Source organism: Streptomyces sp. NPDC087420, assembly GCF_044744165.1.
Lineage (GTDB): Bacteria > Actinomycetota > Actinomycetes > Streptomycetales > Streptomycetaceae > Streptomyces.
Window position 1 is genome coordinate 393895 of the sequence record NZ_JBIUXU010000009.1, and the last position, 21024, is coordinate 414918.

16 protein-coding genes are annotated in these 21024 nt (G+C 71.5%); 13 read left to right on the plus strand and 3 right to left on the minus strand.

Going from position 1 to position 21024, the window contains the following annotated elements:
* Positions 1–7 precede the first annotated feature (7 nt).
* Both ACIO1C_RS21260 and ACIO1C_RS21265 read left to right on the plus strand, forming a co-directional pair.
* Complete coding sequence (locus ACIO1C_RS21260) at positions 8–3907, plus strand: glycosyltransferase (RefSeq protein ID WP_401865765.1); 3900 nt, start codon at positions 8–10, stop codon at positions 3905–3907.
* The gene (locus ACIO1C_RS21265) at positions 3904–5490 is read left to right on the plus strand and encodes a DUF5719 family protein (RefSeq protein ID WP_401865767.1); all 1587 of its coding nucleotides are present in this window, start codon (positions 3904–3906) and stop codon (positions 5488–5490) included. The genes ACIO1C_RS21260 and ACIO1C_RS21265 overlap by 4 nt, the downstream gene beginning before the upstream one ends.
* Before the next feature lie 21 nt (positions 5491–5511).
* On the opposite strand, the gene ACIO1C_RS21270 is transcribed toward ACIO1C_RS21265, so the two are convergent.
* Positions 5512–6108 (minus strand): TetR/AcrR family transcriptional regulator, encoded by a 597-nt coding sequence (locus ACIO1C_RS21270; RefSeq protein WP_401865769.1) that lies wholly within the window; start codon positions 6106–6108, stop codon positions 5512–5514.
* A 201-nt stretch (positions 6109–6309) separates the two neighbouring features.
* Between ACIO1C_RS21270 and ACIO1C_RS21275 the strand changes: the two genes are divergently transcribed.
* The gene (locus tag ACIO1C_RS21275; RefSeq protein WP_401865771.1) at positions 6310–7347 is read left to right on the plus strand and encodes an alpha/beta hydrolase family protein; all 1038 of its coding nucleotides are present in this window, start codon (positions 6310–6312) and stop codon (positions 7345–7347) included.
* 56 nt (positions 7348–7403) lie between these two features.
* On the opposite strand, the gene ACIO1C_RS21280 is transcribed toward ACIO1C_RS21275, so the two are convergent.
* Positions 7404–7832, minus strand: coding sequence for a metallopeptidase family protein (locus tag ACIO1C_RS21280; protein ID WP_167037310.1), 429 nt, complete (start codon positions 7830–7832; stop codon positions 7404–7406).
* A 275-nt stretch (positions 7833–8107) separates the two neighbouring features.
* Between ACIO1C_RS21280 and ACIO1C_RS21285 the strand changes: the two genes are divergently transcribed.
* The 9 genes from ACIO1C_RS21285 to ACIO1C_RS21325 all read left to right on the plus strand — a co-directional run bounded on the left by ACIO1C_RS21285 (position 8108) and on the right by ACIO1C_RS21325 (position 18448).
* Positions 8108–8533 (plus strand): DUF3499 domain-containing protein, encoded by a 426-nt coding sequence (locus ACIO1C_RS21285; RefSeq protein WP_327236361.1) that lies wholly within the window; start codon positions 8108–8110, stop codon positions 8531–8533.
* A gap of 186 nt (positions 8534–8719) precedes the next feature.
* A complete protein-coding gene (locus ACIO1C_RS21290) occupies positions 8720–10339 on the plus strand; it encodes an L-lactate permease (protein WP_401865843.1) in 1620 nt (539 codons plus the stop codon).
* 142 nt (positions 10340–10481) lie between these two features.
* The gene (locus ACIO1C_RS21295; protein ID WP_401865773.1) at positions 10482–11906 is read left to right on the plus strand and encodes a phosphomannomutase/phosphoglucomutase; all 1425 of its coding nucleotides are present in this window, start codon (positions 10482–10484) and stop codon (positions 11904–11906) included.
* Positions 11907–12082: 176 nt separating this feature from the next.
* A complete protein-coding gene (locus tag ACIO1C_RS21300; protein WP_401865775.1) occupies positions 12083–12265 on the plus strand; it encodes a Trm112 family protein in 183 nt (60 codons plus the stop codon).
* A gap of 86 nt (positions 12266–12351) precedes the next feature.
* Entirely contained in the window at positions 12352–13494 is a 1143-nt protein-coding gene (locus ACIO1C_RS21305; RefSeq protein ID WP_401865777.1) for an SIS domain-containing protein, read from the plus strand.
* A 120-nt stretch (positions 13495–13614) separates the two neighbouring features.
* Entirely contained in the window at positions 13615–14784 is a 1170-nt protein-coding gene (gene manA / locus ACIO1C_RS21310; RefSeq protein WP_401865779.1) for a mannose-6-phosphate isomerase, class I, read from the plus strand.
* Positions 14785–14871: 87 nt separating this feature from the next.
* Positions 14872–15885, plus strand: a complete 1014-nt coding sequence (locus tag ACIO1C_RS21315) for a cation diffusion facilitator family transporter (RefSeq protein ID WP_401865781.1) — start codon at positions 14872–14874, stop codon at positions 15883–15885.
* A 327-nt stretch (positions 15886–16212) separates the two neighbouring features.
* Positions 16213–17670 (plus strand): adenosylhomocysteinase, encoded by a 1458-nt coding sequence (gene ahcY, locus ACIO1C_RS21320; RefSeq protein ID WP_401865783.1) that lies wholly within the window; start codon positions 16213–16215, stop codon positions 17668–17670.
* Between the two features lie 163 nt (positions 17671–17833).
* A complete protein-coding gene (locus ACIO1C_RS21325) occupies positions 17834–18448 on the plus strand; it encodes a hypothetical protein (RefSeq protein WP_401865785.1) in 615 nt (204 codons plus the stop codon).
* 10 nt (positions 18449–18458) lie between these two features.
* Here ACIO1C_RS21325 and ACIO1C_RS21330 read toward each other — a convergent pair whose 3' ends face one another.
* Complete coding sequence (locus ACIO1C_RS21330) at positions 18459–19436, minus strand: RDD family protein (RefSeq protein WP_401865787.1); 978 nt, start codon at positions 19434–19436, stop codon at positions 18459–18461.
* Positions 19437–19555: 119 nt separating this feature from the next.
* On the opposite strand from ACIO1C_RS21330, the gene ACIO1C_RS21335 reads away from it, so the two are divergent.
* Positions 19556–20563 (plus strand): stage II sporulation protein M, encoded by a 1008-nt coding sequence (locus ACIO1C_RS21335; protein ID WP_401865789.1) that lies wholly within the window; start codon positions 19556–19558, stop codon positions 20561–20563.
* The last annotated feature ends 461 nt before the right edge of the window (positions 20564–21024 follow it).

Here is a 21024-nt window from a genome sequence, read left to right on the forward strand (position 1 = left end):
TACCTCAATGTCCCCCACCAACGCCGCGTTCGTTCCCGCCACCGCACCCGAGTTCCCGCGCCACGTCGTGACCGCGGTGCTCGTCGCCCACGACGGTGCGCGCTGGCTGCCCGACGCCCTCGCCGGGCTGCTGGGCCAGGAACGGCCCGTACAGAACGTCATGGCCGCCGACACCGGCAGCGCCGACGACTCCGCCCAGCTGCTCACCGAGTCACTCGGCGACGACCGGGTGCTGCATCTGGCCCGCAGGTCCGGATTTGGTACGGCGGTCGAGGAGGCCGTGCACGCCGCGGGGACGCTCACCCCCGACGACCTGCCGTACCTGAAGCGGCCCAGCGGCTGGGACCCCGAGACCAGGACGTGGCGCGACGACACGTACGACCTGCCGGAACTGCCCCACGGCGAACCGGTCCAGTGGCTCTGGCTCCTCCACGACGACTGCGCGCCCGACCCCGGCGCCCTCGCCGAACTGCTGCGCGTCGCCGACTCCGACCAGTACGCCGCCGTCGTCGGCCCCAAACTCCGCGGCTGGTACGACCGCAAGCAGCTGCTGGAAGTCGGCGTCTCCATCGCCAACAGCGGACGCCGCTGGACCGGCCTCGACCGGCGCGAACAGGACCAGGGCCAGCACGACCAGGTCCGTACCGTCCTCTCCGTCTCCAGCGCCGGCATGCTCATCAGACGCGACGTCTGGGACGAACTCGGCGGCTTCGACCGCGCCCTCCCGCTCATGCGCGACGACGTCGACCTGTGCTGGCGCGCGCACGCCGCCGGACACCGCGTGCTCGTCGCCCCCGACGCCGTCATGCGGCACGCGGAGGCCGCCGCCAGGGAGCGCCGTACGGTCGACTGCGCCGGACGCTCCGTCGTCAACCCGCACCGGGTCGACAAGGCCGGCGCCGTCTACACCATGCTCGTCAACGCGCGGGCCGCCGTCCTCCCGTTCGTGTTCTTCCGGCTGGTCCTCGGCACCCTGCTGCGCACCGTCGCCTATCTCGTGGGCAAGGTGCCGGGCCAGGCCGTGGACGAGGTCATGGGGCTCTTCGGCACCCTGCTGCGCCCCGGACGGATCCTGGGCGCCCGGCGCGCGCGGGGCAAAGGGGTCGCCGAGGCCTCCGAACTGCGCCCCCTCTTCCCGCCCCCCGGCGCCACCATCCGCGCGACCGTCGAACAGATCGCCGGCAGCCTCGGCCGGGACACCGACACCGACGCGGGCGGCTCACGCCACGGCGTCGTCGAGTCGGGCCCCGGGGGCGAGGACGCCGACTTCATGGAGGTCGAGCAGTTCGCCCGGCTCAAGAAGCTGGCCCACAAGCCCGGACCCGTACTCTTCGCGGTCCTGCTGCTCGTCTCGCTCGTCGCCTGCCGCTCGCTGCTCGGCGGCGGCGCACTGGCCGGCGGCGCCCTGCTGCCCGCCCCCGGCGACGTCTCGGACCTCTGGTCCCGGTACGCGGACAGCTGGCACCCGGTCGGTACGGGCGGCACCCAGACCGCACCGCCCTACCTCGCCGTCCTGGCCGCCCTCTCCGCGCTGTTCCTCGGCTCCACCGGCTTCGCGCTGACGCTCCTGCTCGTCTGCTCGGTGCCACTCGCCGGCGTCACCGCCTACTTCGCCTCCCGGCCCCTCACCGAGTCGCGGCTCCTGCGGGCCTGGGCGAGCGTCGCGTACGCCTTCCTGCCCGCCGCGACCGGCGCCCTGGCCACCGGACGCCTCGGCACGGCCGTGCTGGCCGTCCTGCTGCCCCTGATCGCCCGCGCGGCGGTCGGCGCGTACGGCCTGCGGTCCGGCGCGGGCGGCGGCTCGCGTGGCGGCGCCGACGACGAGGACGACGAGTGGCAGGACAAGCCGGAGGCTCCGGTACGGGGCAGCTGGCGCGCCACCTGGGCCTACGCCTTCCTGCTGACGCTCGTGACCGCCTTCACCCCCGTCGCCTGGCCGCTGGCCGTGGTGCTCGGCATCGGCGTCCTGGTGCTGCGGCGTCACGACCTCGCCGCGTACGGCGTCCGGGTCCTCGCCGCCCTCGGCACCCCTCTTCTGATCCTGGCGCCCTGGTCCCTCTCCCTGCTGACCGACCCCTCCGCCCTGCTGCGGGAAGCGGGCCTGGAGTTCGGTACGGGATCGGCCTCCGCCCTCGATCTGCTCGGCATGAGCCCCGGCGGCCCCAAGGCGGTCGGCGGGATCGTGCTCCTGGGCGTCGTCCTGGCCGCGCTCGCCGCCCTGCTGCGCGGGGAGCGGCAGTTCGCCGTCCGCGCGGCCTGGGTCGTGGCGGTCGTCGGGCTGGTCTTCTCCGTCGTCACCAATAACTCCGGCTGGGCCGGTCCCGCCACCCTCGTCTACGGCCTCGCTCTGATCGCCGCCGCCGTCGTCGGCGCGGAGGGCGCGCGCGAACGGGTCACCGCCCTGAGCTTCGGCTGGCGCCAGCCCGTCGCCGCCCTCATCGCCCTCGCGGCGGCCGTCGCCCCGCTGCTGTCCGTCTTCGGCTGGATGATCAGCGGCGCCGCAGGACCGCTGGAGCGCCGCGACCCGGTCCAGGTGCCCGCGTTTGTCGCCGAGGAGTCCATCACCCGCGACCAGCCCCGCACCCTCGTCCTCGACGGCACCACCACCGCCGAGGTCTCGTACGCCCTGGTCCGCGGCTCAGGCAGCCGCCTCGGCGACGCCGAGCTGACCGCGTCGGGCGGCAGCGACCAGGGACTCGACAAGGTCGTCGCGAACCTGGTCGCGGGATCGGGCGCCGACCAGACGCAGCAGCTCAGCGGGTACGCGATCCGCTATGTGCTCGTACGGGACGGCGCGCCGCGCGAGATGGGCCGCGTACTGGACGCCACGCCGGGTCTGAGCCGGCTGAGCCAGCTGGACGGCAGCGCGCTGTGGCGCGTCGACCGCCAGATCTCCCGGGCCACGATCGTCAACAGCGCCGACGGCAAGGCCGGCGGCGAACCGCTGGCCGTGGCCGCGGGTCCGGTCGAGGCGCACACCACCGTCCCGGCGGGCCCGGCGGGACGGGTGCTGCGCATCGCGGACCGCGCCGCCGAGGGCTGGCAGGCCACCCTCGACGGGAAACCCCTGGTCAAGCAGACCGTCGACGGCTGGGCGCAGGGCTTCGAACTGCCCGCCGCCGGTGGCCGGCTCGACCTCACGTACGAGGACCCGTTCACCCACACCGCGTGGATCTGGGCGCAGGGCGCGCTCGCCGTGGTCCTGCTGGTGCTCGCCCTGCCGGGGCGCCGCCGGGAGATCGACGACGACCTGCCCGAGGAGGAGCTCGCGGTCCCGGCGCAGGCGGTCGAGGGCGAGGGCCGCAGGGCGCGCAGGCTGCGGGCGGCGGCGGAGGCCGAGGGGGAGACCTCCGGCGAGACGGACGCCTCGGGGGCGGTCGACACAGGGGAGACGCCCGACCGGCTCGGTCTGCCGGAGCAGCGGCAGCCGGTTCAGGAGCCGGGTGACGTGCCCGGCGTACCTCCGGTGCCCTCCGCGCCTCCCGGCCCCGACCCCTACGCGGCGGTGCCGCAGCAGCAGGCGTACGGCGAGTGGGACGGCCAGGCGTACGTGGAACCGCAGTACGCGGCCTACCAGGGTGACCAGTTCCAGGGGGAGACCTACCCGGCCGAGCAGTACCAGGGCGACCAGTACCAGCAGCCGTACCAGCCGTACCCGGACCAGCAGGCGTACCCCGACCAGCAGCAGTATCCGGACCAGCAGCAGTACGGGGACCAGCAGTACCCCGCCCAGCCGTACCCGGACCAGCAGCAGTACCCGTACCAGCAGGGAACGTACGAGGAGGGGCAGCAGCCCCCGCCGTACGACCCCGCTCTCTACGACCCGTACGGCTACGGGCAGCAGCCGTCCCCCGAGGGCCCTGACAACGAGCGGCGTCCGCGCCCCGACGGGAGCACCGACCAGTGAACCGTACGACTCTCTCCCTGATCGCGGCCGCGACCGCCCTCGCGGCGGTCACCGGATTCGCCTCCCTGTCCGCGCCGGCCGCCGACGACGGGAAGACGGCGGCGACGGCGGCGCCGAAGCTGCTCCCCGTGGAGCGGACCAGCCTGGTCTGCCCCGCGCCGAGCGTCTCGGACCTCGCGGACACGACGTACACCTCCTACACCCCGGCGGGTGACACGCCGGGCGGGAGCACGACGGGCACGGCCGAACTGGTGGCGTCCCCCGTCACGTCGGCGGACCCGGACGCCCCCGTGACGGACGACAAAAAGGACGAGAAGAAGGACGAGAAGAAGGACGAGAAGGGCGACACGGAGAAGGCCGGCGACAAGAAGGCCGACGCGCCGGCGAAGGCGTTCCTCGCCGTGAAGGCGCCCGGCGCCCCCGTCTCCAAGACCGCGGACGGCGCCGACACCCCGGCCCTGGTCGGCACGGCCACCGGCCGCCTCGCCCCCGGCTGGACCACCCAGCAGTCCACCGTGGACTCGGTGGGCGGCGCGCGCGGCCTGCTCGGGCTGTCCTGCACCGCGCCCGACACCGACTTCTGGTTCCCCGGGGCCAGTACGGAGAAGTCCCGGCAGGACTACGTCCACCTCACCAACCCGGACGACAGCGCCGCCGTGGTCGACATCGAGCTGTACGGGAAGAACGGCGCGCTCAAGTCCGAGGCGGGCGAGGGCATTCCGGTACCGGCCCGCTCCAGCGTCCCGGTGCTGCTCTCCACGCTGACCCCGGAGGCGGTCGAGGACGTGACCGTCCATGTCAGCACCCGTACCGGCCGGGTCGGCGCCGCGGTCCGCGCGGCCGACGACACGGCGGGCAGCGACTGGCTGACGACCTCCGCGGACCCCGCGGGCACGCTGGTGCTCCCGGGTATCCCGAAGGACGCGACCGACGTCCGGCTGGTGGCCTTCGCGCCCGGCGCGGAGGACGCGGACCTGAAGGTCCAACTGGCGGGCGCCGACGGCACGATCACCCCGGCCGGCAAGGAGAGCCTGCACGTCAAGTCGAAGATGACCGCGTCGCTGGACCTGGCCGACGTCACCAAGGGCGAAGCGGGTTCGCTGATCATCAGCCCGACGCAGAGCAACAGCCCGACGCCGGTGGTCGCGGCGCTGCGGGTCGTACGGGGCAAGGGCGGTAATCAGGAGATCGCGTTCATCCCCGCGACCGGTCCCATCACGGCCCGCGCGAGTGTGGCCGACAACCGCGCGAAGGGCTCCACGCTCTCCCTGACCGCGCCGGGGGCGGCGGCGACGGTGAAGGTCGTCGCCTCGGCAGGCAGTGGCGGGGGCGAACCGGCGGAGAAGACGTACACCGTCAAGGCGGGTACGACCCTGGACGTCACGCCGCCGGTGCCGGGCGGGCTGAAGGGCCAGTACGCGCTGACGGTCGAGCCGCAGTCGGGCGGTCCGGTCCACGCGGCGCGCATGCTGGCGCTGCCGGAGGACGGGGTCCCGATGTTCACGGTCCAGACGCTGCCGGACGACCGGGGGACGGTGTACGTACCGAAGGCCAAGGAGGATCTGTCGATCCTCGGTGACTAGAGGATTGTCCGGTCGGCCCGCTCAGGACTCCCGGGGGCGCTCCAGTCCCCGGAGGAGCAGGCCGACCAGCCGGCGCGGGTCGTAGCGCGGATCGCTGTCCCGTCCGACGCAGAGGTTGCCGACCCCGCGCATCAGCTCGTAGGGCTGGGTTCCCGGGCTGATCTCACCCGCGCCGACCGCCGCGTCGAGCAGCTGCCCGCAGACGGGCACCAGGCGGTCGAGGAAGTACGTGTGCAGGGCGTCGAAGCCGCCGCTGTCCGATTGCAGCGCGTTGGCGAGCCCGTGCTTGGTGACGAGGAAGTCCACGAAGAGGTCGACCCACTGGCGCAGCGCCGAGAGCGGAGAGCCGGCACTCTCCAGCAGGCCCGGTCCTGCCTCGGCGCACGCCTCGACCTGGTGGCGGTAGACGGCGACGACCAGGTCCGCCCGCGTCGGGAAGTGGCGGTAGATCGTTCCCAGCCCGACGCCCGCCCTGGCCGCGATCTCGCGGATCGGCGCGTCGACGCCGGAGGTGACGAACACCTCGGCGGCCGCGGTGAGCAGCGTCTGCTGATTGCGCTGCGCGTCGGCCCGCTTGCTCCGGGCCGGTACCTCCCCTGACGGGCTCGTACGGGGCACCACGCTCTCCTTCCGGCGGCCTTTGAACGACCTTTGACGACCTCTGACGATCCATGACGGCCCCATGGCGGCCTTTGACAAAGCGGAACCGTGTTCCGTATCGTAATTGGAACAACGTTCCGCTTTCAGCCTAGCCGAAAGCGGCCGTCATGACTGCTTCCGGCTGCCCAGTGAGCCGTCCATGGAAGGGACCTCCGCATCATGAGCGCATCGACGTACGCACCGACGTTCCCGGCCGACCTCCCCGACCCGCCCGCCCCCGTTTTGTCGGTCGGCCCGGTGGTGCTGCCGGTCCCCGGCCGGCCCGTGGACCTGGAGATACGGGTCTCCGCCCCCGTGACCGGGAGCGACCTGCCGGTCATCCTCCTCTCGCACGGCCAGGGCCACTCGAACCACCTCTCCTCGCTGAACGGCTACGCCCCCCTCGTCAACTTCTGGGCGGCGCACGGCTTTGCCGTGATCCAGCCCACCCACCTCAGCTCACGGACGCTGGACCTGGACCCCGGCACCCCGGGAGCGCCCATGTTCTGGCGTTCGCGGGTGGAGGACATGAAGCACGTCCTGGATCACTTCGACGTGATCGAGGCCGCCGTTCCGCAGCTCCTCGGGCGCCTGGACCGGAGCAGGGTCGCCGTGGCCGGGCACTCGATGGGCGGGCACACCGCGAGCCTGCTGCTGGGCGCCCGGCTCACCGATCCGGACGACGGTACGGAGGTGGACCTCGCCGACGCCCGCGTCAAGGCGGGTGTCCTGCTCGCCGCGCCCGGCAGGGGCGGCGACGCCCTCACCGAGTCCGTGGCCGAGAACTACCCCTTCTTCCTGACCGCGGACTTCTCGGCGATGACGACGCCGACGCTGGTGGTCGCCGGCGACCGGGACACCTCCGCCCACCTGACGGTCGCGGGCGCGGACTGGCACGTCGATCCGTACACCCTCTCCCCGGGCCGCAAGTCCCTGCTCACGCTGTTCGGCGCGGAGCACGGGCTGGGCGGGGTCTCCGGCTACGACGTCGCCGAGACGACGGACGAGAATCCCGGGCGGGTGGCGGCGGTCCAGCGGCTCACCTGGGCCTACCTCCGCACCGCGCTCCACCCGGGGGATCCCGCCTGGCAGGCGGCGCGTGACGCGCTGGAGGCGGATGCGGCCCCGGTGGGACGTATCGACTCCAAGGAGGTGGGACGTATCAACTCCAAGGAGGTGGGACATATCGGCTCCAAGGAGGCGGACGCCGGAGCCTGAGGAGCCGGAGAGACACCGCCTCCTTAAGAGGCGGCGCCTTCGTCAGAGGGCCCGGCTCATTCCTGGCCGTACCGCGGATCCACCGACTCGGGCGCCAGGCCCAGCAGTTCGGCGACCTGCTCCACCACCACCTCGTGGACCAGGAGCGCGCGCTCGTCGCGGTTCTTGGTGCGGATCTCCACCGGGCGCCGGTAGACCATGATGCGCGCCGGGTGGTCCTTGCCCGCCGAGACCGAACTCCCCAGGGGTACGGACTCGTCCTGCGTGCCGGGCACGTCCAGGACCAGGAACTCGACCTCGGCCAACTGGGGCCAGCGCCGTTCCAGCCGGTCCACGGAGTCCCGTACAAGATCACGGAACGTCTCCGAGCGGCTGGCGGAGAGGGGCACCTGGGGCGGGGCGACGGGCCCACGCATACCTCGGCCGTGGCGGTCGCGGCGACGCGGCCGGGGCTCGGTCGGGCGGGGCGGTACAGGACTGTCCATCACTGACGCAGGGTAGCTCTCTCCGCGCCCCGGCGACCGCGGCTCCGGCCCCCCGCGGCCCCCATGTCGCATATTGAGCATTCCGGCCAAGCTTGGGCTCATTTACATGGGGTCGCGCGATCGCCGACCTTGCCGTCCTTGACGGGATTTGCCCCAAGTGATGACTGTGTCACGGGCTGTCGCCGCCCGCTCACGCATCTTCCCGCGCAGGTCAGGGCAGTTACTCCTGGGGCGCTTGTGCCGGATGTCACAGCGCGACACGGGCGAGTGACCTGGTGGAGAGTCGTCGCGGCCCGCTCAAGAGTGCGGTACCGTCCAACGTCGTGAGCCCTGTACGTCGCTGTTCGCGCACCGCGTGCGGCCGTTCCGCTGTCGCGACACTGACGTACGTCTATGCCGATTCGACCGCGGTCCTCGGCCCGCTCGCCACCTATGCCGAGCCCCACTGCTACGACCTGTGTGCGGAACACAGCGAGCGGCTGACCGCTCCGCGCGGCTGGGAGGTCGTCCGCCTGACGGACGGCACGGCCCCGGCGCGCCCGAGCGGTGACGACCTGGAGGCCCTCGCGAACGCCGTACGGGAAGCCGCCAGGCCCCAGGAGCGTGCCGCCGGGAGCGGTGGCAAGGGGGCGCGGGGGGCCGATCCGGTCGAGGTGGGGCGGCGCGGACATCTGAGGGTGCTGCGTTCGCCGGAGTCCTGACTCCCGCTTCCCCCGCTGTTTCGCCGTGCCACAGTTCCTGCCCGTTCCATTGACCTCCGCTTGTCGTGGGCATGACCATTCCTCCACCGCTGAGAGATTCAGTTTCCGTATCGCGGAATTCGGAGGACTGTGGTGGCCGTACCCGTTGTGTCCGTATCTCCGTCCGTATCTCCGTCCGTACAGCAGTTGGCGTTCGACCAGCGACTTGAACCCGTCGGCGGCTCGCTCGCGCTCTCCGCCCTGGTCGCCGCCCTTCCCCTGGCCGCCGTGCTGATCCTGCTCGGCGGCCTGCGGGTCAAGGCGCACCGGGCGGGGCTGACCGGTCTCACCGTCGCCGTGCTCGTCGGCTGGCTCACCTTCGGGATGCCGCTCGGCCAGACCCTCTCCGCCGGCGCGCAGGGTGTGCTCTTCGGGCTCTTCCCGATCATGTGGATCGTGGTCAATGCCCTCTGGGTGTACCGGATGACGGTCCGCACCCACCACTTCGACATCCTGCGGCGTTCCTTCGGACGCCTCTCCGACGATCCGCGGATCCAGGCGCTCGTGGTCGCCTTCTGTTTCGGCGCGCTGCTCGAAGCGCTCGCCGGGTTCGGGGCGCCGGTCGCGATCTCCGCCGTGATGCTGGTCGCGCTCGGCTTCGACCCGGTCAAGGCGGCCGTCGTCGCGCTCGTCGCCAACACCGCGCCGGTCGCCTTCGGCGCGATGGGCACCCCGGTCGTCACTCTCGCGCAGGTCACCGGGCTGCCCCTGGACACCGTCGCCTCGGTCGTGGGGCGGCAGACACCGCTGCTCGCGCTGGTCGTGCCGCTGGTGCTGGTCGGGCTGGTCGACGGGCGCCGAGGGCTGCGCGAGACGTGGCTGCCCGCGCTCGCCTGCGGAGTCGCCTTCGCCGCCGCCCAGTTCGCCGCCTCGAACTTCGTCTCCGCCCAACTCGCCGACATCGCGGCGGCGCTGGCGGGCGCGGCGGCACTGGTCGCGGTGCCCTCCGCGCGTGAGCCGGCGCGCGAGGAGGTACGGGTCGCGGTCCTCACGGGCGTACGGAGCGAGGACCTCGACGAGGAGGACCCGCGCCGCGAAGTGCTGCGCGCCTACGCGCCGTACGCCCTGATCGTGGTCATCTTCTCGATCGCCCAGATCCCGCCGGTCAAGGACGTGCTGGCGAAGGCGACCCAGGTCTTCGACTGGCCCTTCCTGGACGTCTCGGACGCGGACGGGAAGCCGGTCGGCGCCAACGTCTTCTCGCTGCCCCTCGTCGCGACCGGCGGGACGCTCGTACTCCTCGCGGGCCTGTTCACGGCGGGGGTCCTGGGGGTACGGGCGGCGGACGCGGCGCGGGAGTGGGCGGCGACGGTGCACGAGTTGCGGTACGCGATCCTCACCGTCACCTCCGTACTGGCCCTCGCGTACGTCATGAACCTGTCCGGACAGGCGGCCACCATCGGCCACTTCGTCGCGGCGGCCGGCGCCGGGCTGGCGTTCCTCTCGCCGATCCTGGGGTGGTTCGGGGTCGCGGTCACCGGCTCGGACACCTCGGCCAACGCGCTGTTCGGCGCCCTCCAGGTCACGGCGGCACGGGAGTCGGGCCTGTCACCGGAGCTGCTGGCGGCGGCGAACAGTTCCGGGGGAGTGCTGGGCAAGATGATCTCGCCCCAGAACCTGGCCATCGCGTGTGCGGCGGTGGGGTTGGCGGGGAAGGAGGGGGATCTGCTGCGCAAGGTGCTGCCGTGGAGTCTGGGCCTGTTGCTGGTGATGTGCCTGATCGTGGTGGGGCAGAGCACGGCGGTCCTGGGGTGGATGCTTCCGTGAACGGAAGCGTCCACTTCCGTGAGCGGACGGTTCCGTAACGCGATCGACAACGAGTACACCGTCCTGTACGGGTAGTTTGAGCCGATCGCAGAGGTACGGCCGGGGCGCGGTACCGGCGCACCGAACTCAGGAGGGGTGGCTCGTGGCGGACTTGTCGCAGATCGTGAAGGCCTATGACGTGCGTGGGCTGTATCCGGATCAGCTGGACGACCGGCTCGCGGAGCTGTTCGGCGCGGCTTTTGTGGAGGTCACCGAGGCCGGGGCGATCGTGATCGGCCACGACATGCGCCCGTCGTCGCCGGGGCTGGCGGCGAGCTTCGCGCGGGGAGCGGTCTCACGCGGCGCGGACGCCACGATCATCGGCCTCTGCTCCACGGACCAGCTGTACTTCGCGTCGGGGGACATGGGACTGCCGGGGGCGATGTTCACGGCGTCGCACAATCCGGCGAAGTACAACGGCATCAAGCTGTGCCGGGCGGGCGCGGCGCCGGTGGGCCAGGACACGGGGCTGGCGGAGATCCGCGCGAGGGTGGAGGCGACGCTGGCGGAGGAGGCACACGCACACCAGAACCCGTCTTCTCCCTCTCCCGGAACGATCACAGAACGTGACACGTTGTCGGACTACGCGGCGTACCTGCTGTCCCTGGTCGACCTCTCGGAGATCCGCCCTCTGAAGGTGGTCGTGGACGCGGGGAACGGGATGGGGGGTCATACGGTCCCCACCGTGTTCGCCGGGCTGCCGCTGGACCTGGTGCCGATGTACTTCGAGCTGGACGGCACGTTCCCCAACCACGAGGCGAACCCCCTCGACCCCAAGAACCTGGTGGACCTCCAGGCCCGCGTCCTGGCCGAAGGCGCCGACCTGGGGCTGGCCTTCGACGGCGACGCGGACCGCTGCTTCGTCGTGAACGAGCGCGGCGAAGGCGTCTCGCCGTCGGCGATCACGGCGCTGGTGGCGGCGCGCGAGCTGGCCAAGCACCCCGGCGGCACGATCATCCACAACCTGATCACGTCCTGGTCCGTCCCCGAGGTCGTGAAGGAACACGGGGGCAGACCGGTGCGGACGCGGGTGGGGCACTCCTTCATCAAGCAGGAGATGGCGAGGACCGGCGCGGTCTTCGGCGGCGAGCACTCCGCGCACTACTACTTCCGCGAGTTCTGGAACGCCGATACGGGCATGCTCGCCGCCCTCCACGTCCTGGCGGCCCTGGGCGGCCAGCCCGGCACCCTCTCGGACCTGGTGGCGTCGTACGACCGCTACGCGGGCTCCGGCGAGATCAACTCCACGGTCGACGACCAACAGGCCCGCACGGCAGCGGTACGGGCGGCCTTCGCGACGCGCGAGGGAGTGACGACGGACGACCTGGACGGCCTGACGATCACGGCGAAGGACTGGTGGTTCAACCTCCGTCCCTCCAACACGGAACCACTGCTGCGCCTGAACGTGGAGGCGCGCGACACCTCTCTGATGACCAAAATCAGAGACGAGGCCCTGACACTGATCCGAACCCCGTCCGACGACACCCCCACCCCGTCCGGCGGCGATCCCAGCCCGTCCGGCGTTTGAGGACGGAACCGCACACCACGGGGGCGTCGCCCAAAGATCCGCGGCGCCCGCCAAGCACCGCGTCGCCCAAAGATCCGCGGCGCCCCCACCCGTACCCGTACACCGCCACACCCCCCCACCCCCCAGCGGTACGCTGACATGGCCAGATCCACCCATCCCGAAGGGACCCCACCCCCATGCCGCTAGAAGCCGGCCTCCTCGAAATCCTCGCCTGCCCGGCCTGCCACTCCCCCCTGAACGACCGCACCACCGCCGACACCCCCGAACTGGTCTGCACCTCCGAGGAATGCGGTCTCGCCTACCCGGTCAGGGACGACATCCCCGTGCTCCTCGTCGACGAGGCCCGCCGCCCCGCCTGAACCGCGCGCAAGCGCGACACGCGCACCGCACCACACGAACAAGCGCGCCCCGCGCAAGCGCGCAGGGTGATCGGAGGCCCACTCCCATGCTCGACGAGTCGCTGCTCGACGCCCCCGACGCGCTGACCCGCGCCGACCGCCGCGGCCTCCTCCGCGGTGCCGCGGAAGCCGGCGCCCGCGTCCGTACCGCCCTGAGGCACACCGCAGAGGCCGGCGTCACCGAGCTCAACCCCGAGGGCCGCCCCCGCGCCGTACTGATCGCGGGCTCCGGCACCGCCGCCACCGGCGTCGCCGAACTGATCACCGCCCTCGCCGGCACCACCGCCCCCGTGACCCGCCTGCACGCCACCGGAGTCGCCCCCGCCGCCGGCGCCCTCCGCTGGACGCTGCCGGGCTGGGCCGGCCCCGTGGACCTGCTCCTCATCGTCACCACCGAGGGCAGCGAACCAGGCCTCGCCCTCCTCGCCGAGCAGGCCTACCGCCGCGGCTGCACCATCGTCGCCGTCGCCCCCGCGGGCTCCCCGCTCAGCGAGACCGTCGACGGTTCGCGCGGCCTCCTCGTCCCGATGGCGACCACCCCCGGCGAGCAGTACGAGACCGAGCCGACCCCGGCCGCCGGCCCCGGCGCCCTCTGGGCCCTGCTCGTCCCCCTGCTCGCTCTCCTCGACCGCGTGGGCCTGCTCACCGCGCCGACCGAGACCCTCCACCTCGTCGCCGACCGCCTCGACCGCACCGCGGAACGCTGCGGCCCGTCCATCGCGACGTACAGCAACCCCGCCAAGACCCTCGCCGCCGAGCTGGCCGACAGCCTCCCGCTGATCTGGACCGAAGGCATCGCCACCGCCCCGGCCGGCCGCCGCTTCGCCGCCGTACTGGCCGAACTGACCGGCCGCCCCGCCCTCGCCGCCGAACTCCCCGAGGCGCTCCCCGCCCACGGCGCCCTCCTCACCGGCGACCTGACCGGCGGCGCGACCGACCCCGACGACTTCTTCCGCGACCGGGTCGACGACCCCCGGACCCTGCGCCCCCGGATCGTCCTGCTGCGCGACCGCCCCGCCGGCGGCCTGACCGCCGCCCCGGCCGCCCGCGAACTGGCCCTCGGCCACGACACCCCCCTCAGCGAACTCGAACCGGACGAAGGCACCGAGCTGGAAGCCCTCGCCGAACTGATCGCCGTCACCGACTTCGCCACCGTGTACCTGGCGCTGGCCGGCGGCGCCCCCGCATGACGCGAACCCACCGCCCCAGGACCTGAACACCCCGCTCACCGACACGAGAGCCCTCCCCGCAGGCCTCTCCCGCCGGCCCCTCCTCTCCCTCGGCCCCTCCCCTCGTACAAGGACACAGCCATGGACCGCCTCTCCAACACCGTGCGCCCCTACGCCTGGGGCTCCACGACCGCCATCCCGGAACTGCTCGGCATCGCCCCCACGGACGAGCCCCAGGCCGAGATGTGGATGGGCGCCCACCCCGGCGCCCCCTCCCGCGCCGACCGCGGCCGCGGCGCCGGGGAACAGCCGCTGCACGAGATCATCGACACCGACCCCGCGGCGGAACTGGGCGCGGCCACGGTCGAGAAGTTCGGCCCCCGCCTGCCGTTCCTCCTCAAACTCCTCGCCGCCGGCTCCCCGCTCTCCCTCCAGGTGCATCCCAACCTGGCCCAGGCCAAGGAGGGGTACGCCGACGAGGAGCGCCGCGGCGTCCCGATCGGCGCCCCGGAGCGCAACTACAAGGACGCCAACCACAAGCCCGAACTGATCTGCGCCCTCACCCCGTTCGACGGCCTCTGCGGCTTCCGCGCCCCGGACGAGGCGGGCGACCTCCTCGCCGGACTCGACGTCGACTCCCTCAAGCCGTACGTCGACCTCCTCCACGCCCACCCCCAGGAGGCCGCCCTGCGCGAGGTCCTCACCGCCGTCCTCGCCGCGGACCCGGCCGGCATGGCCGCCACCGTCGCCGAGGCCGCCGTCGCCGCGGAACGCCTCGGCGGCCCGTACACCCCGTACGTCTCGATCGCCCACCACTACCCCGGCGACCCCGGCGTCATCGCCGCCCTGCTGCTCAACCACGTCCAACTCCAGCCCGGCGAGGCCCTCTTCCTCGGCGCCGGCGTCCCGCACGCCTATCTGAACGGCCTGGGCGTCGAGATCATGGCCAACTCCGACAACGTCCTGCGCTGCGGCCTCACGCCCAAGCACGTCGACGTCCCCGAACTCCTCCGCATCGTGCGCTTCGAGACGACGGAACCCGCCGTCCTGCGCCCCGAGGCCTCCGCCACCGGCGAGGAGCTGTACGAGACGCCGACCGACGAATTCCGGCTGTCCCGCTACCTCCTGGCCCCGGGCGCCGCCCCGCGCGACCTCACCGCCCCCACCCCCCAGATCCTCCTGTGCACGGCCGGCGCGCCCCGCGCCAACGACCTGACCCTCACCCCGGGCGGCTCGGTCTTCGTCGCGGCCGGAGAAAAAGCCGAACTGTCCGGTGACGGAACCGTATTCCGGGCAACAGTTGTGGTCTGAGTGGGTGACCGCGCCGACGGCTGCAACAATGTGCCGCCGTGGCGCGGCGCCAGGGCCGCACCACCGAAGAAGGGACTCCAGGCACCCATGAGCGCGTCAGGCGGAACCAAGGCGATCGTGGCGGCGCTCGCCGCCAACCTCGCGATCGCAGTAGCCAAGTTCGTGGCGTTCCTCTTCAGTGGCTCGTCATCGATGCTCGCCGAGAGCGTCCACTCCCTCGCCGACTCCGGCAACCAGGGACTGCTCCTCCTCGGCGGCAAGAAGGCGCAGCGCGAGGCCACCCCGCAACACCCCTTCGGCTACGGCCGCGAGCGCTACATCTACGCGTTCCTCGTCTCCATCGTGCTCTTCTCCGTCGGCGGCATGTTCGCCATCTACGAGGGTTACGAGAAGATCAAGCACCCGCACGAGATCGAGGCCTGGTACTGGCCCGTCGGGGTGCTCATCTTCGCGATCATCGCCGAGTCGTTCTCCTTCCGCACGGCCATCAAGGAATCCAACGTCACCCGCGGCAGCCTCTCCTGGACGGAGTTCGTCCGCCGCGCGAAGGCCCCCGAACTCCCCGTCGTCCTCCTGGAGGACCTCGGCGCCCTGATCGGCCTGATCCTCGCGCTCTGCGGCGTCGGTATCGCCCTGGCCACCGGTGACGGCGTCTGGGACGGCATCGGCACCCTCTGCATCGGCATCCTCCTCATCGTGATCGCCCTGGTCCTCGCCGCCGAGACGAAGTCGCTGCTCCTGGGCGAGTCGGCCGGCACGGACGACGTCGAGAAGATCAAGGCCGCCCTCGTCGACGGCGATGTCGTGACCGGCATCATCCACATGCGTACGCTCCACCTCGGCCCGGAGGAACTGCTGGTCGCCGCCAAGATCGCGGTCCAGCACGACGACACGGCCGGCGAGGTCGCCCAGGCCATCAACGCCGCCGAGAACCGCATCCGCGAGGCCGTCCCGATCGCCCGCGTGATCTACCTGGAGCCGGACATCTACAGCGAGACGGCCGCCGCGGCCGGCACCAACCCGGCCAAGCACCCCGGCGGCCCGACCTCGGCGCACACCCCCGGATCCGCGCCCGGCACCACCCCTGACCCCACCTCCTGATCCCACCCCCCGATCCACCCCCTGACACGCTGTCGACACGGCCGGAATACGGCCTGAACTCGGCCTGAACGCGGCGTCCCGGCTCGACTTTCCCTGGAGCGCTTCCCTGATCGACTGTGGGCCGCTGGGCCGATCGGTGTAGATTCGTGCCCAGAGCCAGACGTCGCTGCTGATGGCGGTCGGGCGGCCCGCTCACGCGGACCGGCCGAGGGAGAGAGGGCCTCCGACGGACCGGTCCGCGAGTGCTCGGGCATTCGTATGCCCGGACACCGCAGAGCCAGCCGAACGCACCCACCCTCGACCCACCCTTCACGAGGAGCAGCTCGTATGACGACTGTCGCCAACCGACAGGACTTCAAAGTCGCCGACCTCTCGCTTGCCGAGTTCGGCCGCAAGGAGATCACCCTCGCCGAGCACGAGATGCCCGGCCTGATCTCGATCCGCGAGGAGTTCGCCGCGGCCCAGCCGCTGGCCGGCGCCCGCATCACCGGCTCCCTGCACATGACCGTCCAGACCGCGGTCCTCATCGAGACCCTGGCCGCCCTCGGCGCCGAGGTCCGCTGGGCGTCCTGCAACATCTTCTCCACCCAGGACCACGCCGCCGCCGCCATCGCGGTCGGCCCCAAGGGCACCCCGGAGAACCCCCAGGGCATCCCCGTCTTCGCCTGGAAGGGCGAGACGCTGGAGGAGTACTGGTGGTGCACCGAGCAGGCCCTCACGTGGCCCAACACGCCCACCGGCGGCCCGAACATGATCCTCGACGACGGTGGTGACGCCACCCTCCTCGTCCACAAGGGCGTCGAGTTCGAGAAGGCCGGCGCGGCCCCGGACCCGGCGACGGCGGACAGCGAGGAGTACGCGTACATCCTCACCCTGCTGAACCGCACGCTCTCCGAGAACCCGCAGAAGTGGACGAAGCTGGCGTCCGAGATCCGCGGCGTCACCGAAGAGACCACCACCGGTGTCCACCGTCTGTACGAGATGCACCGCGACGGCACCCTCCTCTTCCCGGCGATCAACGTCAACGACGCGGTCACCAAGTCCAAGTTCGACAACAAGTACGGCTGCCGCCACTCCCTGATCGACGGCATCAACCGCGCCACCGACGTCCTGATCGGCGGCAAGGTCGCGGTCGTCTTCGGCTACGGCGACGTCGGCAAGGGCTGCGCCGAGTCCCTCCGCGGCCAGGGCGCCCGCGTGATCATCACCGAGATCGACCCGATCTGCGCGCTCCAGGCGGCCATGGACGGCTACCAGGTCTCCACGCTCGACGACGTCGTCTCCATCGCCGACATCTTCGTCACCACGACGGGCAACAAGGACATCATCATGGCCTCGGACATGGCCAAGATGAAGCACCAGGCGATCGTCGGCAACATCGGCCACTTCGACAACGAGATCGACATGGCCGGCCTCGCGAAGATCGACGGCATCGTCAAGGACGAGGTCAAGCCGCAGGTCCACACGTGGACGTTCCCCGACGGCAAGACCCTGATCGTCCTCTCCGAAGGCCGCCTGCTGAACCTCGGCAACGCGACCGGCCACCCGTCCTTCGTGATGTCGAACTCGTTCTCGGACCAGACGCTGGCCCAGATCGAGCTCTTCACCAAGCCGGAGGAGTACCCGACCGACGTCTACGTGCTCCCGAAGCACCTGGACGAGAAGGTCGCGCGCCTCCACCTCGCCGCGCTCGGTGTGAAGCTCACGACGCTCCGCCCGGAGCAGGCCGCGTACATCGGTGTCGACGTCGAGGGTCCGTACAAGTCCGACCACTACCGCTACTGATCCACCCCGCCGGCGCCCTCGTACGAAAGCACCGGCACCCCGAACACCTCACCGGACAGGCCCCCGCACCCCCGTGCCGGGGGCCTGTCCCGTGTGCGCGCCGGAGGGCGCACGATCAGCCCCGGCGTACCGTCCCGGCGTACCGGAAAGACCTGAAGGACCCATGCCCCGCGGCCGTTATTCGCTCCATGACCCGCACGACCACACTCCTCTCGGCGAAGAACACTTCCACTGCGCCCCCGGCCCGTCCGGCTGGCGCTACGTCTCCCAGATCACCACCCCCGCCGGCGACCACGCCGGCTCCGTCGACCTGGCCCTCGACGAACTCGGCCGCCCCATCCGCCTCGAACTGCACGCCGCCAGCTGGCAGATCCGCGGCGCCGCCCTCGACGGCGTCACGTGGGTCCGTACCGACCCCTCCGGCGTTCACGCCACCGAAGGCAACGTCGGCGCCCACGCCTTCACCGGCACATCCCCCGCCTTTCTCGTCGCTACCGCACGTCTCCTGCGCCTCAGCCCCGGCGCGCCCGCGACCCGCGTCCGGCTCGTGGCCTTCACCGACCCGGTCCTCGCCCCCCGCACGCTGGACCAGTCCTGGGCCTTGATGACAAGTGAAGCGCACGCCACTGACAACGGGCCCCTGATGGTGGACGAGTACCAGGTCAGCGCCCTGGACACGGGTGAACAGCACACCGTGCACCTCAGCGGTGACGTGGTCCTCGCGGCGCCCGGCATCGAGCTGGAGGACCTGGAGACACCCCCCTCGACCCTGCCCTGAACGAACAGGCTCAGGCGGGCGGCGCGAAGCCGGTGGCCGGGGGCTGTGGGGCGGGCGCGGGAGCCGGGGGAGCGGGCGCGGGTGCCGCCGCGGGGGCCCGGGGAGCGGGCGCCGGCGGCGGAGAGGAAACGGGCGCGGAGAACGGCGAAGGAGCCGCCGGATAGGACACGGGCGGGGAAACAGGCGGGTGCGCCGACACCGGCGGGTGCGCGGAGTCGCTGGGCGCGGCGGCGGAGCCGGACCCACCCAGGGTCCGCCGGGTGTCCCGCGCCTGCCGTTCGCTCACCACCGCCGCCAGGAACGCGGCCGGAGGAACACCGTCCGGCGACGGCGTCCCCGTACGCGCCACCAGGTCCTCCGCCAACCGCTGCGCCATCGACCAGCCCACCGCCGGGTCCAGCTGCGTCATCCGCGTCAAGTACTGACGGATCGCCAGCCACAGACCGTCCGGCACAGCGGACAGATCGAGCTCGGAGAAGCGCCCGACAAGCCACGGCGGGGGAGGCGGGACAACCGCCATCGGCGTGTTCGGCACCCGCTCCCGTACGACCAGGGTCCCCGCGAAGACATCGCCGATCCGCCGTCCCCGCGCCGACACCAGCGACGCGATGCAGGAGATGACCCCGAACGACCCCAGGGTCTCCACCACACCCATCGCCCCGCGCACGAGCGCGTGCCGGAACCGTATGGGGCCACCGTCGTCCCGTACGACCCTCAGCCCACAGGCCAGTTTGCCCAGCGAACGCCCGTGGCTGAGGGTCTCCACGGCGATCGGCACCCCCACCAGGATCAGGAGGAAGCTCGCCACGGTCAGTGCCATCACGGCGGCCTCGTCCAACGACCCGCTCGCAAGACCGATGCCTATCAACACCAGCAGATAGACGGCCACCGTCAGCACGAGGTCGATCGCGATCGCCAGGGCCCGGGTCGGCAGCTTCGCCGGGCGCAGCCCCAGTACGACCGCATCGCCGGTCACAAGCTCATTCACCGATGTCCACCCTTCGCCGACCATCCCTGCCGCTGGAGACCTCAGTCTGCCAAGCTGACACACAACGCGCCGTAGTAGTACGGACCGTACGCACCCAGCGCCTGGAGCAGCAGCCGACCATGGACCTCGATGTCTTCGTGACAGCCCACCGTGCCGAGTGGGACCGCCTGGATCATCTCCTGCGTCGCGGACGTCGGCTGACCGGCGTGGAAGCCGACGAACTTGTCGCCCTCTACCAGCGCACGGCGACCCACCTCTCGCTGATCCAGTCCGTCGCACCCGACCCCATGCTCACCACGCGCCTCACCCAGCTCGTGGCCCGCGCCCGCGCCACGGTGACCGGCACCAGGCGCGCCGGCTGGCGCGACGCGGCCCGTTTCCTGACGGTCGGCTTTCCGGCGGCCGTGTACCGCTCTAGGCACTGGTGGGTCCCGACCGCTGTTCTGTCCGTACTCCTGGCCTCGGTGATCGGCTGGTGGATAGGCACGCACCCCGAGATCCAGTCCGCGATAGGCGCGCCCGACGATCTGCGCCAGATGACACGGCCGGGCGGCGAGTACGAGACGTACTACTCCAGCCATCCGGCGGCTTCCTTCGCGGCCCAGGTCTGGACGAACAATGCCCAGGCGGCGGCCATGTGTCTGGTGCTGGGGGCCTTCCTCTGCCTCCCGGTGATCTGGATCCTTTTCACGAACGTGCTCAACCTGGGAGTCGGCATCGGCCTGATGTCGTCCGCCGGCCGCCTCGACACCTTCCTCGGACTCATCCTTCCGCACGGACTGCTCGAACTGACGGCGGTGTTCATCGCCGCGGGTACGGGCCTCCGCCTCGGCTGGACCGTGATCGACCCCGGCCCGCAGTCCCGCCGCACCGCCTTGGCCCAACAGGGCCGCGCCGCGCTGGGCATGGCCGTAGGACTCGCGCTGGTCCTGTTCGTGTCGGGAGTGATCGAGGGCTTCGTGACGCCGTCCGGCCTGCCCACCTGGGCCCGGATCGCCATCGGCGTCGTGGCCGAACTCGCCTTCCTGGCTTACGTGTACGTTCTCGGCGGCCGAGCGGTACGGGCGGGCGAGGTCGGGGACGTGGAGGCCGCGGACCGGAGCGCCGAGGTCCCCGTGGCCGCCTGATGTGCATGAGGCGTCCGGGACCTGTTAGTCTCCTCTTCGCCCTACAGAGACATTGACACGGTCTGTGTGGGGAGGTAGATTAGAACGGTTGCCTCGGAGTTGAGATGTTCCGAGGGTGACCATGAAAATCTATGCGGCTCCCGACGGAGAGTGACTCTCTGTGGAGCCCCTTCGATCCGACATCCAGTTGTACGAAGGTCCGTTAAATGGACCTTTGTGTTTCTGATAAAGTCGGTTCCGCCGAAAGGCAAAGGCCACTCCGAAGGCCACCAGAATTCTTGAGGCAGAACAGCCGAAATGAGTCTGGTAGAGTCGGAATCGCTGGAAAGGGAAACGCGAAAGCGGAAACCTGGAAGGCGGCCCCGTCGGCCGGGGAAATCGGATACGAAAGCATCTGATAGAGTCGGAAACGCAAGAACAGAACAACAGCAACACAAAATGAAGTACCGAAGGGAAGCGCC

What these genes read in the sequence shown, in the direction of transcription:
- ahcY (WP_401865783.1), top strand. Translation starts at nt 16,213, where the DNA reads ATGACGACTGTCGCCAACCGACAGGACTTCAAAGTCGCCGACCTCTCG.
- manA (WP_401865779.1), top strand. Translation starts at nt 13,615, where the DNA reads ATGGACCGCCTCTCCAACACCGTGCGCCCCTACGCCTGGGGCTCCACG.
- ACIO1C_RS21335 (WP_401865789.1), top strand. Translation starts at nt 19,556, where the DNA reads ATGGACCTCGATGTCTTCGTGACAGCCCACCGTGCCGAGTGGGACCGC.
- ACIO1C_RS21280 (WP_167037310.1), bottom strand. Translation starts at nt 7,832, where the DNA reads ATGGACAGTCCTGTACCGCCCCGCCCGACCGAGCCCCGGCCGCGTCGC.
- ACIO1C_RS21325 (WP_401865785.1), top strand. Translation starts at nt 17,834, where the DNA reads ATGCCCCGCGGCCGTTATTCGCTCCATGACCCGCACGACCACACTCCT.
- ACIO1C_RS21300 (WP_401865775.1), top strand. Translation starts at nt 12,083, where the DNA reads ATGCCGCTAGAAGCCGGCCTCCTCGAAATCCTCGCCTGCCCGGCCTGC.
- ACIO1C_RS21275 (WP_401865771.1), top strand. Translation starts at nt 6,310, where the DNA reads ATGAGCGCATCGACGTACGCACCGACGTTCCCGGCCGACCTCCCCGAC.
- ACIO1C_RS21260 (WP_401865765.1), top strand. Translation starts at nt 8, where the DNA reads ATGTCCCCCACCAACGCCGCGTTCGTTCCCGCCACCGCACCCGAGTTC.
- ACIO1C_RS21305 (WP_401865777.1), top strand. Translation starts at nt 12,352, where the DNA reads ATGCTCGACGAGTCGCTGCTCGACGCCCCCGACGCGCTGACCCGCGCC.
- ACIO1C_RS21315 (WP_401865781.1), top strand. Translation starts at nt 14,872, where the DNA reads ATGAGCGCGTCAGGCGGAACCAAGGCGATCGTGGCGGCGCTCGCCGCC.